We start from the raw sequence: 26,059 nt of genomic DNA, 5'->3' as shown, positions 1-26,059 counted from the left end.
ATGACTGAACTGATTCCGAGGCCTCGCGGCGTCCTCGCCGATTCCGGCGAAGTACGGCTGACGGCACACTCACAGCTCTCCGCGGGCCCGGCGACGGAGGGCGTCGGGCACTGGCTGCGCACGGTCCTCCGGGAGGCCACCGGCCTGCCGCTGCGCGAGGGGCGGGCACCCGACGGCACCGACGGCGACGGCATCGGGCTCCGGCTCGACCCCGGGCTCGGCCCCGAGGAGTACCGGCTCGTCAGCGACGGGAGCGGCGTCCTCGTCGAGGGCGGCAGCGCGGCCGGGGTTTTCTGGGGTGCGCAGACCCTGCGGCAGCTCCTCGGCCCCGACGCGTACCGCAGGGCTCCGGTCGACCGCGACCGTACCTGGGCCGTGCCGCACCTGACGATCGAGGACTCCCCCCGATTCCCCTGGCGCGGCCTCATGCTCGACGTGGCCCGGCACTTCATGCCGAAGGAAGGCGTCCTGCGCTACCTCGACCTCATGGCGGCGCACAAACTCAACGTCTTCCACTTCCACCTGACGGACGACCAGGGCTGGCGCGTCCGGATCGAGCGCTACCCCCGGCTCACCGAGGTCGGCTCCTGGCGGCCCCGCACGAAATTCGGTCACCGGGCCTCACCGCTGTGGGAGGAGAAGCCGCACGGTGGCTTCTACACCCAGGACGACATCCGGGAGATCGTCGCCTACGCGGCCGAGCGGCATATCACGGTCGTCCCCGAAATCGACGTGCCGGGACACTCGCAGGCCGCCATCGCCGCGTATCCGGAACTCGGCAACACCGACGTCATCACCGCATCCGTCACAGGGGGCACCGCCCTCTCCGTCTGGGACTCCTGGGGGATCTCTCCGAACGTACTCGCCCCCACCGACAACACCCTGCGCTTCTACGAGGGGGTGTTCGAGGAAGTGCTCGGTCTCTTCCCGTCGGAGTTCATTCACGTCGGCGGCGACGAATGCCTGAAGGACCAGTGGCGGGTCTCGCCCGCCGCACAGGCGCGCATCAAGGAACTCGGGCTCGCCGACGAGGACGCGCTGCAATCCTGGTTCATCGGGCACTTCGCGAAGTGGCTTTCCGCGCGCGGGCGTCGGCTCATCGGCTGGGACGAGATCCTGGAGGGCGGGATCGCGGAGGGCGCGGCCGTCTCGTCGTGGCGCGGCTACGGCGGCGGGATCGCGGCCGCGCGGGCCGGGCACGACGTCGTCATGTGCCCCGAGCAGCACGTGTACCTGGACCACCGTCAGGCCGACGGCGCCGACGAGCCGGTGCCGATCGGGTACGTCCGCACCCTGGAGGACGTGTACCGGTTCGAACCCGTTCCAGCGGGGCTGGACGAATCCGAGGCGCGGCGGATCCTGGGCACCCAGGCCAACGTCTGGACCGAGGTGATGGAGGACCAGGCGCGCGTGGACTACCAGGCCTTTCCCCGGCTCGCCGCCTTCGCCGAGGTCGCCTGGAGCGCCCTTCCGGCCCCGGCCGACCGGGACTTCGCCGACTTCGAGCGCCGCATGACCGCGCACTACCGGCGGCTCGACGCCCTGGGGGTCGCCTACCGGCCGCCGTCCGGCCCCCTGCCCTGGCAGCGGCGCCCCGGCGTCCCCGGCCGCCCCCTCGACGGCCCGCCCCCGAACCGCTAGCCCCCGCCTCCAGCCCCCGCCTCCGGTCCCACCCGGGTGTTCTCCCCGCTCCGAACGCGTAATGGAAAAAGACCCCAAGGGTCACCGAAGAGTGTCAATCGCCGCGCACCGGTGATGCCGGAAGAAAACGGATCAAGCCGCCGGTGAGGTGGGCGAATGCCTCCTACCGGACCCGCGCGTTCGAGGCTTGCGAAGATGTGCCAGAGTTGCCACGTCCGCCCTGTGAGCACGTACCGTACGGCCACACAGGTGGGACCAGGTGGGGCAGCGGGAAGGGGCAGCCGGTTTTGACCACGCACGCACCGCAGGCGGCGCAGGCCGTCACGCTGCCCACGACGCTGAACGAGGCCGTGGCGGCCCTCACCGCCATGCCGGCCGCGGTCCCCGTCGCGGGCGGCACCGACCTGATGGCCGCCGTCAACTCCGGGCAGCTCAGGCCCGCCGCCCTCGTCGGCCTCGGCCGGATCAGCGAGATCCGCGGCTGGCAGTACCAGGACGGCAACGCCCTGCTCGGCGCCGGCCTCACGCACGCGCGCATGGGCCGCCCCGACTTCGCGGCCCTGATCCCGGCCCTCGCCGCCGCCGCGCGGGCCGCCGGTCCGCCGCACATCCGCAACGCCGGCACCCTCGGCGGCAACATCGCCACGGCCGCGCCCACCGGCGACGCGCTGCCGGTGCTCGCCGCCCTGGAGGCCACGCTGATCATCGCGGGACCGGGCGGATCCCGCCGGGAGATCCCGGTGTCGCACCTGCTGGCCGGTGTGGAGATGCTCCGCGCGGGCGAGCTGATCGGCTTCGTGCGGGTGCCGCTGCTGCACGCCCCGCAGGTCTTCCTGAAGGCGACCGGCCGCACCGGGCCGGGCCGTTCGGTGGCCTCCGTGGCGCTCGTCCTCGACCCCGCCCGGCGCGGCGTCAGATGCGCCGTCGGCGCCATAGCGCCGATGCCGCTGCGGCCCCTGGACGCCGAGCAGTGGGTGGCCCGGCTGATCGACTGGGACAACGACCGCGCGCTCGTCCCGGAGGCCCTGAGCGCCTTCGGCGAGTACGTCGCGTCCGCCTGCATCCCCGACCCGGTCCCCGAGCCCGACGGCTCGGTGCCGCCGCTTCCGCCCGCCGTACTGCACCTGCGGCGCACCGTCGCCGCGCTGGCCCGACGAGCACTGGGGAGGGCGCTGTCATGACCGACGACCAGCACGCGGAGGGCGCGCCCGCGAGCGGTGGCGGCCGCTGGGACCCGCTGCCCCAGGGCGACTACGACGACGGCGCGACCGCGTTCGTGAAACTCCCCGAGGGCGGCATCGAGGCCCTGCTGTCCGCCGACAGCCCCCTGGCCGCGCCCGGCCACGGCTATGTGCCGCCGCAGATAACGGCCGCGCCCGGCACCGACGCCTGGGGCGCGCCGGCCGACGGCGCCCGGTGGCCCGACCCGAACGCCGTCCCCCAGGAACGGCCCGCCGACGACCGGTTCACGTACAACCCGGCCGCGACGCAGCAGTGGATGTACGAGGAACCGCCGCCGCCCGCGCCCGGTCACGACGTGACCGGCCAGTGGTCGATCCCGGTGGCGACGGGCGACGCTCCGGACGAATCGGGCGAGTTCACCACGTCCGCGCTCATGGAGCAGTGGGGCGGCACACCGCCGGCGACCCTGCCGGGGGGCGCCGCCGCGCCCTGGGCGACCGAGGCCCAGGCGTGGGAGCACCCCGTGGCGGCCCCTGAACCGCCCGCTGAGCCCCCCGCGGGCCACGGTGACACGCGAGGCCCGGCTCCCGCCTTCGAGGCCGCCGGTGCGCCGTCTGGGGCCGATGCGCCGACGGGGGACGAAGAGGGCGAGCCGGCCGACACCGGCGAAGCCGACGCGCCCCACGACGTCGCCGACTCGCAACCCACCCACGGTCCGCAGGACGCCGACGGCGAGTCCGCCCCGCAGGGGCCGTCCGCGGCCGACGGCGAAAGCGCCGCCGACGACGCGGGCGGCGAAGAACACGCCGAAGGCGAAGCCGAGGCGGTCGACGACCACCCCCTCGCCTCCTACGTCCTGCGCGTCAACGGCGGCGACCGCCCCGTCACCGACGCCTGGATCGGCGAGTCCCTCCTGTACGTCCTGCGTGAGCGCCTCGGCCTGGCCGGCGCCAAGGACGGCTGCTCACAGGGCGAATGCGGCGCCTGCAACGTCCAGGTCGACGGCCGCCTGGTCGCCTCCTGCCTGGTCCCCGCGGTCACCGCCGCCGGCAGCGAGGTCCGCACGGTCGAGGGCCTGGCCCAGGACGGCCGGCCCTCGGACGTCCAGCGCGCACTGGCCCGCTGCGGAGCCGTCCAGTGCGGCTTCTGCGTCCCCGGCATGGCGATGACCGTCCACGACCTCCTGGAAGGCAACCCGGCCCCCACCGAGCTGGAGACCCGCCAGGCCCTGTGCGGCAACCTCTGCCGCTGCTCCGGCTACCGGGGCGTCCTGGACGCCGTCAACGAGGTCGTGGCCGAACGCGAGGCACACATCGCCGCCGACGCTGAGACGGACGGCGACGAGGCCCGTATTCCCCACCAGGCGGGACCGGGCGCCGGCGGCGTCCACGCGTCGGCGTTCGACTCACCGGGCACCTTCGGGGCCGGAATCCAGGTCCCGCACGAGCAGCCGTACGACCAGTCGTACGGTGGCAACCAGTCGTTCGGTGGTGATCAGTCGTTCGGCGGCAACCAGTCGTTCGGCGGTGACCAGTCGTTCGGCGGCAACCAGTCGTTCGGCGGCAACCAGTCGTTCGGCGGCAACCAGTCCTTCGACGACCAGAGCCAGAGCTACGAAGACCAGCCCTACGGCCCGGACGGAGGCCAGGCGTGACCAACGAGACCGTCACCACGACCACGGCCGCGGAGACCCCCGTCCCCGCCCCCGAGCCGCTGCCGCACGGCCTCGGCGTGTCGCTGCCCGCCGCCGACGCGGGCGCGAAGACCGAGGGCACCTTCCCGTACGCGGCCGACCTGTGGGCCGAGGGCCTGCTGTGGGCGGCCGTGCTCCGCTCCCCGCACCCGCACGCGCGCATCGTGTCGATCGACACCAGCCACGCGCGCGAGATGCCCGGCGTTCGGGCCGTCGTCACCCACGAGGACGTCCCCGGCACCCCGCGCCACGGCCGCGGCACCCCGGACCGCCCGGTCTTCGCCTCCGAGGTGGTACGGCACCACGGCGAGCCCATCGCGGCCGTCGCCGCCGACCACCCGGACACGGCCCGGATGGCCGCCGCCGCCGTCATCGTCGAGTACGAGATGCTCGAACCGGTCATCGATCCGGAGCAGTCCTTCGAGGCCGAGCCGCTGCACCCCGACGGCAACCTGATCCGGCACATCCCGCTCCAGCACGGCGACCCGGACGCGACCGGCGAGATCGTCGTCGAGGGCCAGTACCGCATCGGCCGCGCCGACCCCGCCCCCATCGGCGCCGAGGCCGGACTCGCCGTACCCCGCCCCGACGGCGGGGTCGAGCTGTACCTGGCCTCCACCGACCCGCACACCGACCGCAACACGGCCGCCGCCTGCTACGGCCTGTCGCTCGAACAGGTGAAGATCGTCGTGACCGGCGTGCCCGGCGCGACCGCCGACCGCGAGGACCAGGGCTTCCAGCTCCCGCTCGGCCTGCTCGCCCTGAAGACCGGCTGCCCGGTCAAACTCACCGCCACGCGCGAGGAGTCCTTCCTCGGCCACGCCCACCGCCACCCCACCCTGCTGCGCTACCGGCACCACGCCGACGCCGAGGGCAAGCTGGTCAAGGTCGAGGCGCAGATCCTGCTCGACGCGGGCGCCTACGCCGACACCTCCGCCGAGTCGCTGGCCGCCGCCGTCTCCTTCGCCTGCGGCCCCTACGTCGTGCCGAACGCCTTCATCGAGGGCTGGGCCGTCCGGACCAACAACCCGCCCTCCGGACATGTCCGCGGCGAGGGCGCCATGCAGGTGTGCGCCGCCTACGAGGCGCAGATGGACAAGCTGGCGAAGAAGCTCGGCCTCGACCCGGCCGAGATCCGCCTGCGCAACGCGCTCGCCACCGGCGACGTCCTCCCCATCGGCCAGACCGTGACCTGCCCGGCCCCCGTGGCCGAACTCCTCCAGGCGGTCCGGGACTTCCCGCTCCCCCCGCTGCCCAAGGACACCCCCGAGGACGAGTGGCTGCTCCCCGGCGGCCCCGAGGGCGCGGGCGAGCCGGGCGCGGTGCGCCGGGGTGTCGGCTACGGCCTCGGCATGGTGCACATGCTCGGCGCCGAGGGCGCCGACGAGGTCTCGACGGCCACGGTCAAGGTCCACGACGGCGTCGCGACCGTGCTCTGCGCGGCCGTGGAGACCGGCCAGGGCTTCACCACCCTGGCCCGCCAGATCGTCCAGGAGACCCTCGGCATCGACGAGGTGCATGTCGCGCCCGTCGACACCGACCAGCCCCCGGCGGGCGCGGGCTGCCGGGGCCGTCACACCTGGGTCTCGGGCGGAGCGGTGGAACGCGCCGCGAAGATGGTCCGCACCCAGCTCCTCCAGCCCCTCGCCCACAAGTTCGGCATGTCGACCGAGCTGCTCCAGATCACCGACGGCAAGATCACGTCGTACGACGGCGTCCTGTCGACCACCGTCACCGAGGCGCTGGACGGCAAGGAACTGTGGGCGACCGCCCAGTGCCGCCCGCATCCGACCGAGCCGCTGGACGCCGAGGGCCAGGGCGACGCCTTCGTCGGCCTCGCCTTCTGCGCGATCCGCGCGGTCGTCGACGTGGACATCGAGCTCGGGTCGGTCCGGGTGGTGGAGCTGGCCGTCGCCCAGGACGTCGGCCGGATCCTCAACCCCGCGCAGCTCAACGCCCGTATCGAGGCCGGTGTCACGCAGGGCGTGGGCATCGCCCTGACGGAGAACCTGCGCACTCCGCGCGGTCTGATCCGCCACCCCGACCTCACCGGGTACGCCCTGCCGACCGCCCTCGACGCCCCCGACATCCGGATCGTCAGACTCGTCGAGGAACGGGACGTGGTCGCCCCCTTCGGTGCCAAGTCGGTCAGCGCGGTGCCGGTGGTGACGTCCCCGGCGGCCGTCGCCTCCGCCGTCCGCGCCGCCACCGGCCGCCCGGTCAACCGCCTCCCGATCCGCCCGCAGGCGGCGGTGGTCACGGGCCAGTGAGCCTGTCGGGGGTCGTCGTCATAGCCGGGGATGGGGGCACCTCCCACGCCCTTTAGGCAGTGGGGGAGGCTGCCGGCAAGTCGACCGTCGCGCAGGCGCTGGCCGAGCGTCTGCCCCGGGCCGCGCACGTCCGCGGCGACCTCTTCCGTCGCATGATCGTGTCGGGCCGGGAGGAGTACACGCCCGGGGCCTCGCCGGAGGCGACCGCCCAGCTCCACCTCCGCTACCGGCTGTCGGCGGCCACCGCGGACGCGTACGCCGAGGCCGGTTTCACGGCGATCGTCCAGGACGTGCTCCTGGGCCCGGAGCTGACGTCGTACGTCCAGCGCATCCGCACCCGTCCGCTGCACGTCGTGGTCCTCGCCCCGAGCCCCGAGGCCGTGGCGCAGCGGGAGGCCGGGCGGTCCAGGACCGGCTACGGGCCCGCGTGGACGGTCGCCGATCTGGACGCGGAACTACGCCTGCGCACCGAGCCGTTGGGTCTGTGGCTGGACACCTCGGCACTCACCGTGGAGCAGACGGTGACAGCGATTCTCGCCGGGACGGAACGGACGAGGGTCGCCTGACGTCTCTTCTGCGGGGCGTTGTCAGTGCCGCGGCGTAGTGTTCTGGGCAGTGGGGACGGCCGTTCGGAGGGGAAGCCCGGACGGCCTGTCGTGCCCTGCTGACGAACTGCGCACGACGCACCACCCGACCCACTGGCACGTCTTGAACTCTTGATCGCGGGGGCAGCGATGAGCACGATCAGCACGACCGGCAGCAGTGCGACGGCGATCACGCTGACCGAGGCCGAACTGGACCGGTACATCACGCACGAACCCACCCGCAGCCGACTGACCGGCCCCGGCCTGCCCGACGGCGGCGGCCTGCTGACGTTCGAGCCGCTGCGCACCATCGGCCTGCGCACCCTGGCGGACGTCACGGACGGCCCGACCCGGCTCGCGGAGGAGCTCAGGGACCGCCTGGTGATAGGGGAGCTGCTGGCCCCGGCCGGCCTGGACACCGAGTCGATCCTCCTCGACGGCGGCACCGGCGAGATCACCACGGCCTACCTGCTCGACCCCACCGACCCGCGCCCGCTGGCGCCCTCGCTGGAGACGCTGCTGCGCTTCGCCGCGGTCACCGAGGAACTGACGGGCCTGCGCGGCCGTTTCGCCTCCCTCGCCGGTACCCACGGCACGAAGGCGGCGACCGAGGCCTCCCGCAAGCTCCTGGAGCTCTTCGAGGAGGGCACGGCCGGCCGCGTCCCGCCGTATTGGAAGGCCACGGCCCTGATCCGTCCCCTCAGCCTGATCGCGGGCCCCGGCACGGACTCCGGGCTCGCCGTCGACCTGCCGGCCCGGCTGCTGGACCAGGAGTTCGGGCAGGGCCGGGTGGCCCGCTTCGAAGAGGTCGACTTCCCGCCCACGCTCGCCCACGAGCCGACCCGCCGCTTCCTGCGCGAGACCGGCCTTCCGGAGGACGCGGTCCTCTTCCACCTCGACCCGGACGCCCCGCTCCCCACCCTCCGGGAGTACTTCACCGACATCCACCCCGGCGGCTTCCCGCTGGACGACCTCCCGGCCCACGCCGACCGGCTCATACGCCTCGGTCACCTGGTCGAGGACAACAGCCTCGTGGTGGACGGCACCACGGGCGCGATCCTCAACTTCTCCGAGCCCGAGGCGACCCTCTACCCCCTCAACACGGACATCTCCACGCTCGCCTACACCCTCTGGCTCCTGCACCACGAGCGCACCATCGACGAGCACCTGAACCACGAACTCACCACCGAGGCCTACGACCAGCTCGCCGCGACCATGCTCCACACCCTCGCGACCGTCGACCCCACCCCCGTCACGACGGACGCCGACTGGCACTACTGGACGGAGCTGTTCCAGGACGAGGCCGGCGGGGTGCTGTAGCGGCGGGGCGGCGCGGGGCGAAGGCGGGGGCGGGGGCAGGACGGGGTCAGGTCACCAGGCCCTGGCGGTAGGCGTAGACGACGGCCTGGACGCGGTCGCGCAGCCCCAGCTTGGCGAGGATGCGGGAGACGAAGGTCTTGACGGTCTCCGGGCTGAGCACGAGGGCCGCGGCGATCTCGCTGTTGGAGAGGCCGTCCGCGATCAGACGCAGCACCTCCAGCTCGCGCGGGGTCAGCGGAACGCCGGGCGGGGTGCCGCCGCCGTCGGCGGGGCGGATCCGGGCGGCGTAACGGCCCACGAGCTGCCGGGTCACCTCGGGGTCCAGCAGGGCCGCGCCCGTGGCCACGGTCCGGATGCCGTGCAGCAGCCGGTCCGGCGGCGCGTCCTTGAGCAGGAACCCGCTGGCGCCCGCGCGCAGCGCCTCGTAGACGTACTCGTCCAGGTTGAACGTGGTCACCACGAGCACCTTCACCGGATGCGGCACCCCGGCACCGGCCAGCAGCCGGGTGGCCTCGATGCCGTCGAGGACCGGCATCCGGACGTCCATCACCACGACGTCCGGGCGCAGCCGGCCGGCGAGGTCGACCGCGGCCTGCCCGTCCCCGCACTCGCCCGCCACCTCCAGGTCGGGCTGGGCGTCGATGATCGTCGCCAGCCCGGTGCGCACCAGCACCTGGTCGTCGCAGACCAGGACCCGGATCGGTGCCCCGCCCGCGCCGCTCACGCCGGGTTCCCCACGGGTATCCGGGCCCGGACGACGAACCCGCCGTCCGTCTCCCGCCCCGCGCTGAACTCGCCGCCCAGCACCGCCACGCGCTCCCGGAGACCGGCCAGGCCCCGTCCGCTCCCGCCGGGGGACGCCGTGGCCGGGCCGGAGCCGTCCGTGCCGACCTTCACGGAGATCTCCTTCTCGCCGTACCGGACCCGGACCGAAGTGGGGCTGCCATGGGCGTACTTGAGGGCGTTGGTCAGGGCCTCCTGCACCACCCGGTAGGCCACCAGGTCGGCGCTGCCGGCCGACTCGGCAGGCGTGCCCTCCTCGGCGAACTCCACCGGCTGCCCGGCCCGCCGGGTCTGCTCCACCAGCGTGCGCAGCCGGCCGGCCGGCGGTGTCCTGCCGCCGCCGGTGTCGGTGCCGTGGTCGGGATTGAGCAGGTCGAGCAGATGGCGCAGGTCGGAGATGGCCCGCCGCCCGGTGTCGGAGACATGGGCCAGGGTCTGGTCGAGGCGGTCCGGCGCGGCGGTCAGATACCGGGCCGCCTCCGCCTGCACGACCATCGCCGTCACATGGTGGGTCACCACGTCGTGCAGCTCGCGGGCGATCCGGGTGCGCTCGGCGGTCCGGGTGTCCTCGGCGACGCGCCGCCGGCGATCGGCCTCCGCGGCCCGGGTGGAGCGCTGCCACGCCCCGACGCCCCAGGCGAGGACCAGCGCCAGATAGAACGTCACGAACCCGCTCGCCGTCTCGCCCCCCGACCCCAGCCGGTGCAGCGCGACCGCCAACGGCACGTAGGCCACGGAGAGCAGAAGCACGGCGGCCCGGCGGTGCCGTTCCAGATGGACGCCGGTGCTGATCAGGGCGATCGGCAGTGCGGTGCCCGCGACCGAGTGGTAGCCGCGCAGCTGGTCGACGGCGAAGCCGAGACAGACCAGGGCGAGCGAGACGGCCGGCCACCGCCGGCGGACGGCGAGCGGCAGGCACTCCAGGCCGAGCACCGCGATGGCCAGCGCGTCGAAGGGGCGGGTCGGCAGGTCCCCGACCTGCGTCCCCTTGTCGTGCAGCACCGGCAGGAACGACCCGGCCAGGAGCAGCAGCCCGAGCGGCAGATCCCGGACCGTGACGTCGAGCCGGTGCCACCATCCGGGCGCCTGCCGAGGACTGATCACCGGGGCAGTGTAGCGACGGCGCCGGCCTGGACACCCAGGCGCCGGCGCGGCACCACATGCCCCCGCCGCTTGGCCAGCCACAGGAACGCGACCGTCACCAGCAGCCCGAGCAGCACCGAGTACACGCTCGCCTCCGGCCCGAACTGCCCGCCCGTGACGAGCTGGGAGCCCGAGGTGGCGGCGTCCAGCAGCCCCTTGTGGGCTCCGCCGCTGCCGGAGACCTCGGTGCCGAAGACGCCGGACTCGGCGAAGTTCCAGCCGAAGTGCAGGCCGATCGGCAGCCAGAGGGTGCGGGTGGCGGCGTACGCGGCGCCGAGCATGCCGCCGGCCTCGATCGCGATGGCGAGGGCGCCCCACACGGTCGCGTCCTTGTTGAGCAGATGCATCATCCCGAACACCGCCCCGGTCGACACCAGTGCGATCCAGGTCCCGGTGCGTTCCTCGACGATCCGGAACAGCACGCCCCGGAACAGCAGCTCCTCCGTCACCGCGGCGGCGGCCATGAACCCGACGACCCCCACCGCGCCCGTCACCGACCCCACCCCGTGGACGGTGTAGTCCCCGAGAAGGGCGATGTTCCCGATGACGCACGCGAAGGTGCCCCCGCCTATGAGCGCCCCCCGCCCGAACGCCGCCCGGGCGCCTTCCCGCGCCACCTCGGTGCTCGGCCGCCGTTCGGTCCGCCGTACCACCCAGCCGTAGACCAGCACCGCGACCACGGCCGTCAGCAGGCCGAGGACCAGGGTGAGGAACCAGTTCCCCTGCACCGCGGCGACGCACTGCGACCCGACGAAGGCGACCGCCGCGACCGCCAGGAACTGCCAGACCAGCCTCATGATGACTCCCTCACAGGATCCGCGGCCCAGGCGCCGCGGCTGGCCCGAACGCTACGGATCGGCCAGCCGCGAATCGTCACCACTCAGTGGACACCTGCGGGTAGCTCGCACGGGGGACACCCCGAACCGGCGGTGGACCGCCGAGAGTGACGCGCTCCTGATCACACAGCGTCACCGTCGGGGATGCGCGGTTGCGAGCTTCCACATAACGTCGCAGGTGAGGACCAGTCAGGGAGCGGACATGAGCCGAACCAAGCGCAGCAGGACCCGCAGCACCGTCCGTAAGCGGGCGCCGAGGATCTCGTCCCGCACGGTGACGGCACCGGGGCCGCCCACCCCGACGGCACCCGACCGAGGATCGCCGCAGCCGGCGCCGGCCCGTGATCACCTCCTCCCGCACGCTCCCCCGCACGGGCTCGCCCGCATGCGCATATCCGAGACCAATCCCTGGTCGGTCACGGTGATGAGCTTCTTCTTCCTGACAGGCCTCGGGGTGTGCGTCCTCGGCGTCGCGCTCGGCACGTCGGCGACGCTGGACATCGTGGCCCCGGGGGAGTGGCCGACGCCGTGGCAGACGATGGTCGTCGCCACCGGGGTCGTCACGCTGGAGATCCTCCTGGGCACCGTTCTGGCATGCCTGTGCAGCTTCATGTACAACTACACCGCGCGGTTCAGCGGTGGCGTCGAAGTGGCCCTGACCGGCGACCTCAGCGATCCGGCACCGGCCGCGCAGGCCCTCCGGCTCATGACGCGGCTGCACGTTCGCGCCCGGCGGCGCCTGCACGCCTGTCTGCCGGCCAACTCCCGCACCGGTGGGCGCCTTCACCGTCGACGCCGTGGCGACTCCTCCCCACCCGACGCCGATACCGGCGAACGCCCGCAGCAACCGTAGCCAGACGGACGACCACGAGGGCGGCACCCCCTCGGGAATGCCGCCCTTCGTTCTGCCTGGTCAGGCAGTCAGAGGCCGTGGCGGGAATCGAACCCACGTAACTCGCTTTGCAGGCGAGTCCCTGAACCACTCGGGCACACGGCCGTGTCGGTGATTCGAAGGTACGGGGGCGTGGGGGAGGGGCTCAAGGAGATGGGCGGGGCTGCAACGGGACTGCCATACGGCGTTCATGAACCGGGGGTGTACGACCAAGGTCGGAGGCGGGGTGGGGCTTGCGACAGGGGTCAGAGTGGGGATTGGGGCTTACCGTGGTCTGCATGACCGCCCTTGAGCCGAGCGACGCCGTTGTCGCGGACGAGAACGCCGCCCGAGCCGATGAGAGCGGTGTGCTGGGGCGGGCGTACCGGGCGCTGAGCGTCGGGATCGTGTCCGTCGTGCTGCTCATCGCCTTCGAGGCGACCGCGGTGGGCACGACGATGCCGGTAGCGGCCCGGGAGCTGGACGGGGTGTCGCTGTACGCGTTCGCGTTCTCCGGGTACTTCACGACGAGTCTGTTCGGGATGGTGCTGGCCGGGCAGTGGTCGGACCGCAAGGGGCCGCTCGGGGCGCTGACCACGGGGATCGGGGCCTTCGCCGCCGGGCTGGTGGTGGCCGGGACCGCGCAGAGCATGTGGGTGTTCATCGCGGGGCGGGCCGTGCAGGGGTTCGGCGGCGGGCTGGTCATCGTCGCGCTGTACGTCGTCGTGGGACGGGCCTACCCGGAGCGGTTGCGGCCCGCGATCATGGCCGCGTTCGCCGCGGGCTGGGTGGTGCCGTCCATCGTCGGGCCGCTGGCCGCGGGCGCGGTGACCGAGCACCTCGGGTGGCGGTGGGTGTTCCTCGGCATTCCGCCGCTCGTGGTCTTCCCGGTGGCGCTCGCCCTGCCCCAGATACGCCGCCGGGCCGGCGGGCCGGTGACGGAGGAGGGCCGCGGGGCCTTCGACCGGCGGCGGATCCGGCTCGCCTTCGGCATCTCGCTCGGCGCGGGGCTGCTGCAGTACGCGGCTCAGGATCTGCGGTGGGTGTCGGTGATACCCGGACTGCTCGGCGGTGCGCTGCTGGTGCCCGCCGTGCTCGGGCTGCTGCCCCGCGGTACGTACCGGGCGGCACGCGGCTTGCCCTCCGTCGTGCTGCTGCGCGGGGCCGCGGCCGGTGCCTTCGTCTCCGCCGAGTCCTTCGTGCCGTTGATGCTCGTGACGCAACGGGGGCTGTCACCCACCCTCGCCGGGTTCTCGCTGGCGGCGGGCGGGGTCACCTGGGCGGTGGGCTCGTGGGTGCAGGCGCGGCCGCGCCTGGAGCCGTACCGGGAGCGGCTGATGACCCTCGGCATGGTGCTGGTGGCGGCGGCGATCGCCACGGTGCCGACGGTGCTCGTGTCCGGGGTGCCGGTGTGGACCGTCGCCGTCGCCTGGGGCTTCGGCTGCTTCGGGATGGGCCTGGTGATCGCCTCGGCCAGCGTGCTGATGCTCCGGCTCTCCGCCCCGGAGGAGGCCGGCGCCAACTCCGCCGCCCTCCAGCTCTCCGACGCCCTCTCGAACGTCGTCCTGCTCGCCGCGACCGGCGCGGCCTTCGCCTCCCTGGGCGGCGGCAGCATGACGGGGGCGGCCGGCTCCGGTTCCCATCCGGCCGCCTTCGCCGCGGTGTTCCTGCCGATGGCGGGGGTGGCCCTCGCCGGGGCCTGGGTGACGAGACGGCTGCGGGACCGGGCGTCGTGAACCGCTCGCCGGCCCGCCCTGCCATCGCGCGGCGCCTTCGTGATCTGTGACGTGAGTCCCACCCGGCGGTGCGGCGGCCTCGTCCGCGCGTTGACCGCCGCGGCGCGCCGGTAGGGTGGCCCGGTTGTCATACGTAGCCACCCGACCCTCGTACGCCTCGCGACCCCCTTTACTACGGAGACCGTGACTACCACCGCCGCCTCTGCTTCCTCTTCTTCGTCCTCCCATCACCTCTCGCCGGCCTTCCCGGGCCGGGCGCCCTGGGGTACCGCCAGCAAGCTGCGTGCCTGGCAGCAGGGGGCCATGGAGAAGTACGTCCAGGAGCAGCCGCGCGACTTCCTGGCCGTGGCCACACCCGGCGCCGGGAAGACGACGTTCGCGCTGACGCTCGCCTCCTGGCTGCTGCACCACCACGTCGTGCAGCAGGTCACCGTCGTCGCCCCCACCGAGCATCTGAAGAAGCAGTGGGCCGAGGCCGCGGCGAGGATCGGGATCAAGCTCGATCCCGAGTACAGCGCCGGACCGCTCAGCCGGGAGTACGACGGGGTCGCCGTGACGTACGCCGGTGTCGGCGTGCGGCCGATGCTGCACCGCAACCGCTCCGAGCAGCGCAAGACGCTCGTCATCCTCGACGAGATCCACCACGCCGGTGACTCCAAGTCCTGGGGCGAGGCCTGCCTGGAGGCGTTCGAGCCGGCGACCCGGCGGCTGGCCCTGACCGGCACGCCCTTCCGGTCCGACACCAACCCCATTCCTTTCGTGACGTACGAGGAAGGGCAGGACGGGATCCGGCGCTCGGCCGCCGACTACACGTACGGATACGGCAACGCGCTCGCCGACCACGTCGTCCGGCCCGTCATCTTCCTCTCCTACAGCGGCAACATGCGCTGGCGCACGAAGGCCGGTGACGAGATCGCCGCCCGGCTCGGCGAACCGATGACCAAGGACGCCGTCAGCCAGGCCTGGCGTACGGCGCTCGATCCGCGCGGCGAGTGGATGCCGGCCGTGCTGCGCGCCGCCGACCAGCGGCTGACGGAGGTGCGGAAGGGGATCCCCGACGCGGGCGCCCTCGTCATCGCCTCCGACCAGGACTCCGCCCGCGCCTACGCCAAACTCATCCGCGAGATCACGGGGACGAAGGCGACCCTGGTCCTCTCCGACGACACCGGCGCGTCCAAGCGGATCGACGACTTCAGCGCGAGCGACGACCGCTGGATGGTCGCCGTCCGGATGGTGTCCGAGGGCGTGGACGTGCCCCGGCTGGCGGTGGGCGTCTACGCCACCACCATCTCGACGCCGCTCTTCTTCGCCCAGGCCGTCGGCCGGTTCGTGCGCTCCCGGCGGCGCGGCGAGACCGCGTCCGTGTTCCTGCCGACCGTCCCCGATCTGCTGACCTTCGCCAACGAGATGGAGGTCGAGCGCGACCACGCCCTCGACAAGCCCAAGAAGGACGGCGAGGAGGACCCGTACGCCGAGTCCGAGAAGGAGATGGAGGAGGCGAACAAGGAGCAGGACGAGGACACCGGCGAGCAGGAGCAGTTCGCCTTCGAGGCGCTGGAGTCGGAGGCCGTCTTCGACCGGGTGCTCTACGACGGCGCCGAGTTCGGCATGCAGGCCCACCCGGGCAGCGAGGAGGAGCAGGACTACCTCGGTATTCCGGGGCTCCTCGAACCCGACCAGGTGCAGCTGCTGTTGCAGAAGCGGCAGGCCCGGCAGATCGCGCACAGCCGCAAGAAGCCGGACACCGAGGCCGACCTGCTGGAACTGCCCGCGGAACGGCGGCCCGTCGTCTCCCACAAGGAGATGATGGAGCTGCGCAAGCAGCTGAACACGATGGTGAGCGCGTATGTGCACCAGAGCGGGAAGCCGCACGGGGTGATCCACACGGAGCTGCGGAGGGTGTGCGGGGGGCCGCCGAGCGCGGAGGCCACGGCGGGGCAGTTGCGGCAGCGGATCGCGAAAGTGCAGGAGTGGGCTACGCGGATGCGGTAGCCGGCCGGGTGCGGGTCGCCTGTGGTTGCGCGCACCCGCGCGGTGGAGCCGCGTGTGGACACGGCCCCGCACCCCTGTGGACACGGCCCCGAGCCCCTGTGGACACGGCCCCGAGCCCCTGTGGACGCGGCAGGCGGACGCATACCGACACAAAGCGCAGTAGTCCATACCGCTGTGTGACCGGATTCTGGACGGAGGCTTCCGCTCAGCGAACCCCCTTCGCTACTGTCCGGCTACGCACACGCCCCGTGGCAGCGCCGCCGCGGAGCGCAGCCGTGAAGCGACTGGGCCCGGAGCCGCCGGGCCGTCCTGCCGATCGGCGGCCTCTGAAGCGCGTCGCTGACGGGACTCGGCGATGCATCCGCCGCGACGGAGGTTGCCGACCTCACCACCTAAGGAGTGGGCGTCGTGACCGCGGAGACCTCTCAGACGCTCGACCGGGGACTGCGCGTCCTCAAACTGCTGGCCGACACGGACCACGGGCTGACCGTCACCGAGCTTTCCAACAAACTGGGCGTCAACCGGACCGTGGTGTACCGGTTGCTGGCCACACTTGAGCAGCATGCGCTGGTACGGCGTGACCTGGGCGGGCGAGCCCGGGTCGGGCTGGGGGTGCTGCGCCTTGGCCGGCAGGTCCATCCCCTCGTACGGGAGGCGGCTCTGCCGGCGCTTCGTTCGCTCGCCGAGGACATCGGGGCGACGGCGCACCTGACGCTGGTCGACGGGACCGAGGCGCTCGCCGTCGCGGTCGTCGAGCCGACCTGGACCGACTATCACGTGGCCTACCGGGCCGGGTTCCGGCACCCGCTGGAACGCGGGGCCGCCGGCAAGGCGATCCTCGCCGCACGGCACTCCCCGCGGCACGACCCCGGGTACACGCTGACCCACGGCGAACTGGAGGCCGGGGCGAGCGGGGCCGCCGCGCCGCTGCTCGGGGTCACCGGCGTCGAGGGCAGCGTCGGGGTGGTGATGCTCGCCGACGCCGTGCCGGAACGGGTCGGGGCACGGGTCATGGACGCGGCCCGGGAGGTCGCGGAAGCGCTGCGCTGAGGACGGCGGGAGCGTTGCGCCGAGTGGCGGCGGTGGGCTGAGCGGGGTCGGGGCGGTGGCCTGAACAGGTCGCCACGTTAGATTGACTCCGTGCTCTCACGTCTCACGCGTCTCCAGGCCGTCGCCGTCTGTGCGGTTCCCGTCGTGGCTCTGCTCGGTACGGCCGTCTTCGCGCCGTTGCCGTTCTCGGTGGCCCAGCCCGGGATGACGGCGAACGTGCTCGGCGACAACAAGGGCACCCCGGTGATCACCGTCTCCGGGGCGCCCACCCGCACGACCAGCGGGCAGCTGCGGATGACGACGATCGAGGCGACCGGGCCGGACGCGCGGGTCTCGCTCGGCGACGTGATCGGCGGCTGGTTCCGGACCGACCGGGCCGTCATGCCGCGCGACTCGGTCTACCCGAGCGGGAACAACGTCAAGGAGATCGAGCAGCACAACACCGAGCAGATGGTGCAGTCGCAGGACGCGGCGGCCCAGGCCGCGCTGAAGTACCTCGACCTGAGCGCGAACAAGGTCAAGGTGACCCTGAAGCTGGCGGATGTGGGCGGGCCGAGCGCGGGGTTGCTGTTCTCGCTCGGCATCATCGACAAGCTGGACGGGAACGGCAGCGGGGGCGATCTCACCGGCGGGAGGAACATCGCCGGCACGGGGACCATCAGCGCGGACGGCACGGTGGGTGCCGTGGGCGGGGTCGGGCTGAAGACGCAGGCCGCGCGGAGGGACGGGGCGACTGTCTTTCTTGTGCCGAAGGACGAGTGCGCCGATGCGAAGGGGGAGCTGCCGAAGGGGTTGCGGTTGGTGCCGGTGACGACGCTGAAGGGGGCCGTTTCCTCCTTGGCCGCGTTGGAGAAGGGGAAGAGCGTTCCGAGCTGTTGAGTTTCGGGTGCGGGTGGGTGGGGGGTGCTCGCGCCCGCGCGGCGGAGCCGCACATCGATACAGCCCCGCGCCCCTTACGGGGCGCTGAGCCCTACGGTGCCCTGAGCCTTACGGGGCGCTGAGCCTTACGGGGCGCTGAGCCTTACGGTGCCCTGAGCCCTACGCTGCCTGAGCCTTACGAGGCGACTGCCGGGGGCGGGGACGCCAGGCGCAGGCCCACCTCCACCAGGGTCCAGCCGATGCGCTCGCGGAGTTCACGCTCGGGCCTGGTCTTCTTCGCCAGGCGGTGGCTCTCGGCCTGGGCGCGCAGTTCCGTCATGTGGTGCCGGGCGAGCTGGGCCTGCGTGTGCATGGGATGTGCCTCTCAGTCCGTCTCGATGGGGAAGAGGTGCGTGTGGACGCGTACTTGTTCCGACTCCGGCGTGTCCTTGTCGGGGACCCGGTCCCGGTAGCCGTCGACCAGGGCGTGCATCCTGCCGATGAGTTCGAGGGCGAGGTCGGGGGTGAGCCGCAGGGTCATGTCGCTCATGTCGCTGGCGCGGGACCAGGCAGGGGACCACCGGTCGCGGGTGCTCAGCCAGGAGGCCAGCTCGCGGGCGTGACGTGCGGTGCTCTCTTGCAGGAACACCTCTGTCAGCCCCCGTACCTCGGGGCTCGCCTCCTCGAAGTCCGCGCTGTCGTAGCGGATGCTCTGGTCCACCGCCTGCCACCAGCGCTCCCGGCCCTTGCCGCGCTCCGGGGCGTCCTCGATGAAGCCGTGCTCGGCGAGCTGGCGCAGGTGGTAGCTGGTCGCGCCGCTCGACTCGCCCAACTGCTCGGCGAGTTGGGAAGCGGTGGCGGGACCGCGCTGGCGCAGCGCGTCCAGCAGCTGCATCCGCAGCGGATGCGCGAGCCCGCGCAGTGAGCGGGCGTCGAGCCGCCGCTGTTTCCGTTCCTCGTGCTCCGGCATGCGTACGAAGATAGCCTTGCAAAGACTCCTTTGCAACACATTCCTTGCAGCGCATTCTTTGCATCGCCTTCTTTGGAACTCAGGTCCGCTCGCTGTCCGCCGCGGCCTGTTCCACCAGCGGGATGATCCGCAGCGGAACGGGGTTCTCCATGACGATCGCCGTCGAGGCCCGCACGATGCCGTCGAAGCCGACGACCCGGTCGATCACCCGCTGGAGGTCGGCGTTGGAACGGGCCACCAGACGGCACTGCATGTCGCCGGTGCCGGTGGTGGTGTGCAGCTCCAGCACCTCCGGCACGGTCGCCAGGTGTGCGCGCACGTCCGGACCCTGGCCCTGCCGGATCTGCAGGGTGGCGAACGCGGTGACCGGGTAGCCGAGGGCCGCCGGGTCCACCTGGGGCCCGAACCCCTGGATCACCCCGGTCGACTGCAACCGGTCCAGACGCGCCTGCACGGTGCCGCGGGCCACGCCCAGCCGGCGGGACATCTCCAGGACCCCGATGCGCGGCTCCCGGGCCAGCAGCACCAGGATCCGTCCGTCGAGTCGATCGATCGCCATGCCCGCCTCCGGATGGTCACCCTGCACAGAAAGTCCGGCGCCATGGCCGTACGACTGAGCATATTGTCCAGCCGAAACGCCATCTGTTGCGCACCTTGCGCGCCGGGTTCACCCTTCGGGCATGACGCAGACCACACACCACGCTCCCGTTGTGACCGCCGGGCAGGCCGACCCCTTCCCGGTCAGGGGAATGGACGCGGTCGTCTTCGCCGTGGGCAACGCCAAACAGGCGGCGCACTACTACTCCACCGCCTTCGGCATGCGGCTGGTCGCGTACTGCGGACCGGAGAACGGCAGCCGCGAGACCGCGAGCTACGTCCTGGAGAACGGCTCGGCCCGGTTCGTCCTCACCTCCGTCATCAGGCCGGACACCGAGTGGGGCCACTTCCTCTCCCGCCACGTGGCCGAACACGGGGACGGGGTCGTCGACCTCGCCATCGAGGTGCCGGACGCGCGCGCCGCGTACGCGTACGCCGTCGAGCACGGTGCGCGGCCGGTGGCCGAGCCGTACGAACTCAAGGACGAGCACGGCACCGTCGTCCTCGCCGCGATCGCCACGTACGGCGAGACCCGCCACACCCTCGTGGAGCGGACCGGGTACGACGGCCCGTACCTGCCGGGGTTCGTCGCCGCGTCCCCGATCGTCGAGCCCCCCGCTCGCCGCACCTTCCAGGCCGTCGACCACTGCGTCGGCAACGTCGAACTCGGCCGGATGAACGAATGGGTCGACTTCTACCACCGGGTCATGGGCTTCACGAACATGAAGGAGTTCGTGGGCGACGACATCGCCACCGAGTACAGCGCGCTGATGTCGAAGGTGGTCGCCGACGGCACCCTCAAGGTCAAGTTCCCGATCAACGAGCCCGCCGTCGCCAAGAAGAAGTCCCAGATCGACGAGTACCTGGAGTTCTACGGCGGGGCGGGCGTCCAGCACATCGCGCTCAACACGAACGACATCGTCGAGACGGTACGGACCATGCGCGCGGCCGGCGTCGAGTTCCTGGACACCCCGGGCAGCTACTACGACACCCTCGGCGAGTGGGTCGGCGACACCCGGGTGCCGCTGGACACCCTGCGCGAGCTGAAGATCCTCGCCGACCGCGACGAGGACGGCTACCTCCTTCAGATCTTCACCAAGCCGGTCCAGGACCGCCCGACGGTCTTCTTCGAGATCATCGAACGCCACGGTTCCATGGGCTTCGGCAAGGGCAACTTCAAGGCCCTCTTCGAAGCCATCGAACGAGAGCAGGACCGCCGCGGCAACCTGTGAGCCGACGGGCGGGCGCGGCCGGTGCCGGGTCGCCGAGCGCCCGCCGGTCAGCCCGGCAGCGGTTCCTCCGGGGGCTGGTCGCCCAGGGTGGCCAGGGCCGCTTTGGCCACCGGGGTCTGGAGAGGGGAGAAGTACGGGTTGATGCGCAGGGCGTCCTGGAGGTGGCGGCGGGCCGGGGCCTCAAGGTCCAGGTCGCGTTCGATCATGCCCCGGTGGAAGGCGTACGGCGCGCTGCGCACCCCGCCGCCCTTCGTCGAGTCCGTCGCGATCGAGGCGTAGCGCAGCGCCTCCTTGTCGTCGCCCGCCCGGTGCAGGGCCCAGCCGAGGGCGTCGGCGACCTCGATGCCGGGCTGGCGCTGCCACTCGGCCGTCAGCCGCTCCACCGCCTCCTGCGCGTCCCCGTGGTCGGCCTCGTACTGCCCGATCACCAGATCGTCGTCGACCCCGGCCTCCTGCTCCCGCCGCGCCTGCGTCCGCATCAGCTCGTACTGCGCCTCCGCCTGCCGCCCCATCCCCAGCGACTCGTACCACTCGGCCAGTTCCAGGGCGACCTGCGGAGTCGGCCGGTGCGCGAGCGCCTCCTGGTACGCGGTCAGCGCCTCCCGCGTCCGGCCCAGCGCGGCCAGCGCCCGCCCCTGCCCGGCCCGCGCGGCCCACTGCCCGGGGTCCAGGCGAACGGCCGCCGTGAAGTGCCGCAGCGCGTCGTCCCGGTCGCCCCGCTCCCAGGCCAGCTGTCCGGCCTGGCACAGATACGCGGCCTGCTCGGCGGGCGTCCGGGCGGCCGCCGCCGCGTCGGTCACCTGGGCCACCGCGTCCTCGCGCCAGCCCCGGTCCCGGTAGACCGCCGAGGCCCGCGCCATCACCGCCGGCTTCACGTCCGCCCCGACCTTCAGCGCCGTCAGTTTGTCCAGCGCGGACCGGGCCGCCTTGTAGTCGCCGACCCCGTTGTACGCGTCGATCAGCACCGGATACGCCGACCACCGCTTCGGCGCCGCCTTCAGCGCCTCCTCACCGAACCGCCTGGCCTCCGGAAAATCCTGGCGCGCCACGGCCAGGCCCGCCAGCGCGCTCAGCGCCTCGGCGTTGTTCTTGCCGGCCACCCTGAGGGAGGTCTGCAACGCGCGCTCGGCACGCGGATAATCGCCCGTGTCGGCGGTCCGGCGGGCCCGCTCCACGTACGCGGCCCCGAGCACCGCCCAGGCCTGCGCGTCCCCGGGCCGCGCCCGCACCCGCGCCTCGCGGGCGCCGATGAGCGCCGTGAGATCGGGCAGCGCGGCGGGCAGGCCGCCCAGGACGGCCGTCTGCGCCGCCGCGAGCGCCGCCGCCCGCGCACCCGCCTGGGCCCGCGCCCCGGCCGCCGGGGCCGGTGCGGCCCGGTGGTGCGGCTCGCGCGGCCACAGCATCAGCGTGCCGCCGGCCGCCACCCCGCCCGCCAGCGCGACCACCAGCAGCCGCCGCAGTGCCCGGCCGCGGCGGCGCGGGGGCGCCGGTTCCGTGAGCAGCGAGGTGGCAGGTGGGGACGGTCGGTCATCCAGCGCGCACATGACGCACACTGTGCGTCAATACGACCACCACATCCGTGCGGCCCAAGGAGGGCATGCGTGGGGTTCACACCGATGGCCCCGGGTGCGACGCTGTGATCGTGAGCCGTATCGAAGCGCCTCGGGACGAGGCCACCAGCAACCTCACCGACCGGCTCCTCGCGGGGCTGCCGGCCGACGCGGTCCTCGTCGATCCCGACGTGACCGTCTCCTACGCCAACGACATGGCGAGCTTCTGCCCGGCCGGCACCCCGGCCGTCGTCGTGCTGCCACGCACGGTCGAGCAGGTCCAGCACGTCATGCGCGTTGCCACCGAGCTGCGCGTCCCGGTCGTCCCGCAGGGCGCCCGCACCGGCCTGTCCGGCGCGGCCAACGCCACCGACGGCTGCATCGTGCTGTCCCTGACGAAGATGGACCGCGTGCTCGAGATCTCGCCGGTGGACCGCATCGCGGTCGTCGAGCCCGGCGTCGTCAACGCGGCCCTCTCCCGCGCGGTCGAGGAGCACGGCCTCTACTACCCGCCGGACCCCTCCAGCTGGGAGATGTGCACGATCGGCGGCAACATCGGGACGGCGTCGGGCGGTCTGTGCTGCGTGAAGTACGGGGTCACGGCCGAGTACGTGCTCGGTCTGGACGTCGTCCTCGCGGACGGCCGGCTGCTGTCCACCGGCCGCCGTACGGCCAAGGGCGTGGCCGGGTACGACCTCACCCGCCTGTTCGTCGGCTCCGAGGGCTCGCTCGGCATCGTCGTACGGGCCGTGCTCGCGCTGAAGCCGAAGCCGCCGCAGCAACTGGTGCTGGCCGCCGAGTTCGGCTCCGCGGCCGCCGCCTGCGAGGCGGTGTGCCGGATCATGGAGGGCGGTCATGTGCCGTCCCTGCTCGAACTGATGGACCGTACGACCGTGAAGGCGGTCAACGAACTCACCCGCATGGGCCTGCCGGAGTCCACCGAGGCCCTGCTGCTCGCCGCCTTCGACACCCCGGAGCCCGGCGCCGACCTCGCCGCCGTCGGCAAGCTCTGCGAGGCCGCGGGCGCCACCCAGGTGGTCCCGGCCGACGACGCCGCCGAGTCCGAACTCCTCCTCCAGGCCCGCCGGTCCTCGCTCGTGGCCCTGGAGGCCGTCAAGGGCACCACGATGATCGACGACGTGTGCGTGCCCCGCTCCCGCCTCGGCGACATGATCGAGGGCGTCGAGCGCATCGCGGCGAAGCACCGGCTGACCATCGGGGTCGTCGCACACGCGGGCGACGGCAACACCCATCCCACGGTCTGCTTCGACGCCCAGGACCCCGACGAGTGCCGGCGCGCCCGCGAGTCCTTCGACGAGATCATGGGCCTCGGCCTGGAACTCGGCGGCACCATCACCGGCGAACACGGCGTCGGCGTCCTGAAGAAGGAGTGGCTGGCCCGGGAGATCGGGCCGGTGGGCGTGGAGATGCAGCGGGCCGTGAAACACGTCTTCGACCCGCTGGGCATCCTCAACCCCGGCAAGCTGTTCTGATCCCGCCGTCCCGTCCCGGCCGCCGGCTGTGCTGATCCCGGCCGTTCCGGTCCCCTACGGGGTCCTCACTGGGCGAGCAGCTGGTCGAGCGCCTCGTCGATCCCCAGCTGCCCGCCCTCACTCCCCGGGGGCACCACCCGCAGGGTCTGCTCCAGCCAGGTGGACACCCGGGTGGCCGGGGCTTCGAGCAGAGCGTCTCCGTCGGGTGAACTCAGCGCCATCAGCACGACGCTGCGGCCCTTCGCCTTCGCCGGCCACACCCGCACGTCCCCGTGCCCGCTCGGCCGGAACACCCCCTCCACGAGCAGGTCGCGGGCGAAGGTCCAGTGGACCGGGAAGCCGGAGTTTATGTGGAAGCTGACATGGACGGCGTACGGGTCGTCGGAGCGGTAGGCCAGCCGGGCCGGGACCGGGACGCTCCGCTCGGGGGACAGGACGAGCCGCAGCTCCAGTTCGCGCTCCACCACGATGTGACGCATGACGTCGGTTCCTCTCTCGGTCAGTCGTGCGGGCGCCTGCGGGTGGGCCCGTACGGGTGGAGAGCGGCGGGGGCCGCGAGCATTACGCGGGTTCCGGGAAGTTTTTCTTCCGTTGCGGTGAAGGGGGTGCACACGGCTGCCCGGAAAGGGTCGGGTCCTGCGGGACTGGCGGTGACGGGCATCCATCTCTGATAGATGTGGAGGCTCCCACATCACCCCCGAGCAGATACGGGATGACGGACATGACCGCCCCAACCCCGGCACCCGGTGACGAACGGCCCCGCGAGGGCTACTACCCGGACCCGTCCATCCCCGGCTACGTCCGTTACTGGAACGGCGCCGCGTGGGTGCCGGGCACCAGCCGCCCGGCCCCGTCCGACGGCGAACCCCTCCTCGCCCCGCCCGGCTCCCACCCCGCGGCTCCGGCGGCTCCCGCCGCCTCCGGGGCCCCCGCGGCCTCGGCGGTCGAGGAGACCGGCCCGCACTTCTTCGACGAGGACCCGCAGCCGCGCGGCGCCTCCGGCTGGGCGGCCGAGGGCGGTGCCTGGGGCGCCGACCCCCGGGCGGCGGGCTCCCCGGCCCAGCCCGACGGCCGGTCGTCCCGCACCGACGGCACGGCGTCGATGCCGCCGACGGACCAGGGGGACGTCGACTCGGGCGGCACGTTCATCTTCCGCAGGCCGACGGTCGGCCCGGCCGGGACCCCACCGGCGGCCCGGCCGCCCATGGACGACGGCACGCTGACCTTCCGGCCGATCCGGGACGAGGCCACGCCGAAACCCGGGACCGGCGCGGCCGGCCAGGATGCCCGCGGAGCCGGAGCCGGAGCCGGTGCGGCGGCCGGTTTCGGCGCGCAGGGTCCGGTCGGTGCTCCCGGTGCTCCCGGTGCTCCCGGTGCTCCCGGCACCGCGCGTCCCGGCTTCGCCGCCGGAAAGGCGGCCGCCGCCCGCGCCGCCGCGGCCCAGGCGCCGTCCGCACCCGCCCCGGCCCCCCAGCCGGCCGCCCCTCAGGCCGCCGCCCCCGCCGTCCCCCCGCAGCAGCCCGCGGCGCCCCGGTCCCCGCTGGCTCCCGCCACCCCCATGGCTGCCGGTGCCGGCGGCGGGCAGTCCTCCTGGGCGCAGCAGGTGCACCGGCTCGCCGGTGACCAGCAGGTCGCCCCCTGGAAGCCGCCGGTGGAGGACCTCTTCCAGGCGGCCGCCCGACGGCAGGCGGCGGCCCGGCCCGCCGGGCTCGGCAAGCGGTTCGCCGCGCGGCTCGTGGACAGCCTGGTCGTCGGCGCGGTGACCGGGGCCGCCGCCGTACCGTTCGGGACCAAGGCGGCCGACCACGTGCAGGACAAGATCGACGCGGCCAAGCTCTCCGGCCGTACCGAGACCGTCTGGCTGCTCGACGGCACGACCGGCCTGTACCTCGCGATCGTGCTCGCCGTCCTGCTCCTGGCCGGCGTCCTCTACGAGGTGCTGCCCACCGCCAGATGGGGCCGCACGCTCGGCAAGAAGCTGTTCGGCCTGGAGGTACGGGACATCGAGGGCCACGAGCCCCCCGCCTTCGGCGCCGCCCTGCGCCGCTGGCTGGTGTACACCGTGCCCGGCCTGCTCGGCATCGGGATCGTCGGCGTCGCCTGGTGCCTGTTCGACCGCCCCTGGCACCAGTGCTGGCACGACAAGGCGGCGCACACCTTCGTCGCCGGCTGACGGGCCGTCGTACGCGGGCGCCGTACCCGGGCCGTCGTACCGTCGTCCCCCGTACGGCCGCTCGCCGGATGCGAACGCGGCGGCT

The 26,059-nt window shown here is 73.1% G+C and carries 22 protein-coding genes and 1 tRNA gene; 14 read left to right on the top strand and 9 right to left on the bottom strand.

Annotated elements, in window-relative coordinates:
* From AB0P24_RS20445 to AB0P24_RS20420, 6 genes are all read left to right on the top strand, one after another.
* On the top strand, positions 1-1,641 hold the full coding sequence (locus tag AB0P24_RS20445) for a beta-N-acetylhexosaminidase (RefSeq protein WP_365795892.1): 1,641 nt from the start codon (positions 1-3) through the stop codon (positions 1,639-1,641).
* A gap of 287 nt (positions 1,642-1,928) precedes the next feature.
* Positions 1,929-2,822, top strand: a complete 894-nt coding sequence (locus tag AB0P24_RS20440; protein WP_365795890.1) for an FAD binding domain-containing protein — start codon at positions 1,929-1,931, stop codon at positions 2,820-2,822.
* The gene (locus tag AB0P24_RS20435; protein WP_365795888.1) at positions 2,819-4,477 is read left to right on the top strand and encodes a 2Fe-2S iron-sulfur cluster-binding protein; all 1,659 of its coding nucleotides are present in this window, start codon (positions 2,819-2,821) and stop codon (positions 4,475-4,477) included. The genes AB0P24_RS20440 and AB0P24_RS20435 overlap by 4 nt, the downstream gene beginning before the upstream one ends.
* Positions 4,474-6,786, top strand: a complete 2,313-nt coding sequence (locus AB0P24_RS20430) for a molybdopterin cofactor-binding domain-containing protein (protein WP_365795886.1) — start codon at positions 4,474-4,476, stop codon at positions 6,784-6,786. Before AB0P24_RS20435 ends, AB0P24_RS20430 begins: the two co-directional genes overlap by 4 nt.
* Before the next feature lie 59 nt (positions 6,787-6,845).
* The gene (locus tag AB0P24_RS20425; protein ID WP_365795884.1) at positions 6,846-7,352 is read left to right on the top strand and encodes an AAA family ATPase; all 507 of its coding nucleotides are present in this window, start codon (positions 6,846-6,848) and stop codon (positions 7,350-7,352) included.
* A 177-nt stretch (positions 7,353-7,529) separates the two neighbouring features.
* On the top strand, positions 7,530-8,690 hold the full coding sequence (locus AB0P24_RS20420; protein ID WP_365796055.1) for an SUKH-4 family immunity protein: 1,161 nt from the start codon (positions 7,530-7,532) through the stop codon (positions 8,688-8,690).
* Between the two features lie 46 nt (positions 8,691-8,736).
* Here the strand turns inward: AB0P24_RS20420 and AB0P24_RS20415 are convergent, their stop codons facing one another.
* From AB0P24_RS20415 to AB0P24_RS20405, 3 genes are read right to left on the bottom strand one after another with little or no spacing between them, the layout of a single operon-like run.
* Positions 8,737-9,414, bottom strand: a complete 678-nt coding sequence (locus tag AB0P24_RS20415) for a response regulator transcription factor (RefSeq protein WP_365795882.1) — start codon at positions 9,412-9,414, stop codon at positions 8,737-8,739.
* Positions 9,411-10,577 carry a histidine kinase gene (locus AB0P24_RS20410; protein WP_365795880.1) on the bottom strand — a complete coding sequence of 389 codons (1,167 nt, stop codon included), beginning with the start codon at positions 10,575-10,577 and terminating at the stop codon, positions 9,411-9,413. Before AB0P24_RS20410 ends, AB0P24_RS20415 begins: the two co-directional genes overlap by 4 nt.
* On the bottom strand, positions 10,574-11,413 hold the full coding sequence (locus AB0P24_RS20405) for a CPBP family intramembrane glutamic endopeptidase (protein ID WP_365795878.1): 840 nt from the start codon (positions 11,411-11,413) through the stop codon (positions 10,574-10,576). The genes AB0P24_RS20410 and AB0P24_RS20405 overlap by 4 nt, the downstream gene beginning before the upstream one ends.
* Before the next feature lie 241 nt (positions 11,414-11,654).
* Between AB0P24_RS20405 and AB0P24_RS20400 the strand changes: the two genes are divergently transcribed.
* Positions 11,655-12,305, top strand: a complete 651-nt coding sequence (locus tag AB0P24_RS20400; protein WP_365795876.1) for a DUF3566 domain-containing protein — start codon at positions 11,655-11,657, stop codon at positions 12,303-12,305.
* A 72-nt stretch (positions 12,306-12,377) separates the two neighbouring features.
* Here the strand turns inward: AB0P24_RS20400 and AB0P24_RS20395 are convergent.
* Positions 12,378-12,449: transfer RNA gene (locus AB0P24_RS20395), tRNA-Cys, on the bottom strand.
* Between the two features lie 173 nt (positions 12,450-12,622).
* On the opposite strand from AB0P24_RS20395, the gene AB0P24_RS20390 reads away from it, so the two are divergent.
* From AB0P24_RS20390 to AB0P24_RS20375, 4 genes are all read left to right on the top strand, one after another.
* A complete protein-coding gene (locus AB0P24_RS20390) occupies positions 12,623-14,059 on the top strand; it encodes an MFS transporter (protein ID WP_365795874.1) in 1,437 nt (478 codons plus the stop codon).
* A 183-nt stretch (positions 14,060-14,242) separates the two neighbouring features.
* Entirely contained in the window at positions 14,243-16,051 is a 1,809-nt protein-coding gene (locus tag AB0P24_RS20385) for a DEAD/DEAH box helicase (RefSeq protein WP_365795872.1), read from the top strand.
* Positions 16,052-16,459: 408 nt separating this feature from the next.
* Positions 16,460-17,101: a helix-turn-helix domain-containing protein gene (locus AB0P24_RS20380; RefSeq protein ID WP_181804713.1), complete on the top strand. Its 642-nt coding sequence runs from the start codon at positions 16,460-16,462 to the stop codon at positions 17,099-17,101.
* A 90-nt stretch (positions 17,102-17,191) separates the two neighbouring features.
* Entirely contained in the window at positions 17,192-17,980 is a 789-nt protein-coding gene (locus AB0P24_RS20375; protein ID WP_365795869.1) for a S16 family serine protease, read from the top strand.
* Positions 17,981-18,155: 175 nt separating this feature from the next.
* On the opposite strand, the gene AB0P24_RS20370 is transcribed toward AB0P24_RS20375, so the two are convergent.
* The 3 genes from AB0P24_RS20370 to AB0P24_RS20360 form a co-directional block, all read right to left on the bottom strand.
* The gene (locus AB0P24_RS20370; protein ID WP_365795867.1) at positions 18,156-18,332 is read right to left on the bottom strand and encodes a hypothetical protein; all 177 of its coding nucleotides are present in this window, start codon (positions 18,330-18,332) and stop codon (positions 18,156-18,158) included.
* A gap of 12 nt (positions 18,333-18,344) precedes the next feature.
* Positions 18,345-18,929, bottom strand: a complete 585-nt coding sequence (locus AB0P24_RS20365; protein ID WP_365795865.1) for a helix-turn-helix domain-containing protein — start codon at positions 18,927-18,929, stop codon at positions 18,345-18,347.
* A 79-nt stretch (positions 18,930-19,008) separates the two neighbouring features.
* Positions 19,009-19,488, bottom strand: coding sequence for an Lrp/AsnC family transcriptional regulator (locus AB0P24_RS20360; RefSeq protein ID WP_365795863.1), 480 nt, complete (start codon positions 19,486-19,488; stop codon positions 19,009-19,011).
* 121 nt (positions 19,489-19,609) lie between these two features.
* On the opposite strand from AB0P24_RS20360, the gene hppD reads away from it, so the two are divergent.
* Positions 19,610-20,758 (top strand): 4-hydroxyphenylpyruvate dioxygenase, encoded by a 1,149-nt coding sequence (gene hppD / locus AB0P24_RS20355; protein WP_365795861.1) that lies wholly within the window; start codon positions 19,610-19,612, stop codon positions 20,756-20,758.
* Between the two features lie 47 nt (positions 20,759-20,805).
* Here the strand turns inward: hppD and AB0P24_RS20350 are convergent, their stop codons facing one another.
* Positions 20,806-22,302, bottom strand: a complete 1,497-nt coding sequence (locus tag AB0P24_RS20350; protein WP_365795859.1) for a tetratricopeptide repeat protein — start codon at positions 22,300-22,302, stop codon at positions 20,806-20,808.
* A 92-nt stretch (positions 22,303-22,394) separates the two neighbouring features.
* On the opposite strand from AB0P24_RS20350, the gene AB0P24_RS20345 reads away from it, so the two are divergent.
* Entirely contained in the window at positions 22,395-23,801 is a 1,407-nt protein-coding gene (locus AB0P24_RS20345; protein ID WP_365795857.1) for an FAD-linked oxidase C-terminal domain-containing protein, read from the top strand.
* A 65-nt stretch (positions 23,802-23,866) separates the two neighbouring features.
* Here the strand turns inward: AB0P24_RS20345 and AB0P24_RS20340 are convergent, their stop codons facing one another.
* A complete protein-coding gene (locus AB0P24_RS20340) occupies positions 23,867-24,280 on the bottom strand; it encodes an SsgA family sporulation/cell division regulator (RefSeq protein ID WP_365795855.1) in 414 nt (137 codons plus the stop codon).
* A gap of 242 nt (positions 24,281-24,522) precedes the next feature.
* Here AB0P24_RS20340 and AB0P24_RS20335 point away from each other — a divergent pair, with 242 nt between their 5' ends.
* On the top strand, positions 24,523-25,974 hold the full coding sequence (locus tag AB0P24_RS20335; RefSeq protein WP_365795853.1) for an RDD family protein: 1,452 nt from the start codon (positions 24,523-24,525) through the stop codon (positions 25,972-25,974).
* The last annotated feature ends 85 nt before the right edge of the window (positions 25,975-26,059 follow it).

Origin of the sequence: Streptomyces sp. NPDC086519 (assembly GCF_040686075.1) — a bacterium.
GTDB lineage: Bacteria > Actinomycetota > Actinomycetes > Streptomycetales > Streptomycetaceae > Streptomyces > Streptomyces shenzhenensis.
Note: the sequence above shows the minus strand (reverse complement) of the source record. Positions and strands in the feature narration are given on the sequence as shown.

Excerpts from the sequence above, each read along its gene's own strand:
- AB0P24_RS20370 (WP_365795867.1), bottom strand. The coding sequence starts at position 18,332 with ATGCACACGCAGGCCCAGCTCGCCCGGCACCACATGACGGAACTGCGC.
- AB0P24_RS20390 (WP_365795874.1), top strand. The coding sequence starts at position 12,623 with ATGACCGCCCTTGAGCCGAGCGACGCCGTTGTCGCGGACGAGAACGCC.
- AB0P24_RS20360 (WP_365795863.1), bottom strand. The coding sequence starts at position 19,488 with ATGGCGATCGATCGACTCGACGGACGGATCCTGGTGCTGCTGGCCCGG.
- AB0P24_RS20365 (WP_365795865.1), bottom strand. The coding sequence starts at position 18,929 with ATGCCGGAGCACGAGGAACGGAAACAGCGGCGGCTCGACGCCCGCTCA.
- AB0P24_RS20435 (WP_365795888.1), top strand. The coding sequence starts at position 2,819 with ATGACCGACGACCAGCACGCGGAGGGCGCGCCCGCGAGCGGTGGCGGC.
- hppD (WP_365795861.1), top strand. The coding sequence starts at position 19,610 with ATGACGCAGACCACACACCACGCTCCCGTTGTGACCGCCGGGCAGGCC.
- AB0P24_RS20350 (WP_365795859.1), bottom strand. The coding sequence starts at position 22,302 with ATGTGCGCGCTGGATGACCGACCGTCCCCACCTGCCACCTCGCTGCTC.
- AB0P24_RS20340 (WP_365795855.1), bottom strand. The coding sequence starts at position 24,280 with ATGCGTCACATCGTGGTGGAGCGCGAACTGGAGCTGCGGCTCGTCCTG.
- AB0P24_RS20400 (WP_365795876.1), top strand. The coding sequence starts at position 11,655 with ATGAGCCGAACCAAGCGCAGCAGGACCCGCAGCACCGTCCGTAAGCGG.
- AB0P24_RS20445 (WP_365795892.1), top strand. The coding sequence starts at position 1 with ATGACTGAACTGATTCCGAGGCCTCGCGGCGTCCTCGCCGATTCCGGC.
- AB0P24_RS20405 (WP_365795878.1), bottom strand. The coding sequence starts at position 11,413 with ATGAGGCTGGTCTGGCAGTTCCTGGCGGTCGCGGCGGTCGCCTTCGTC.
- AB0P24_RS20335 (WP_365795853.1), top strand. The coding sequence starts at position 24,523 with ATGACCGCCCCAACCCCGGCACCCGGTGACGAACGGCCCCGCGAGGGC.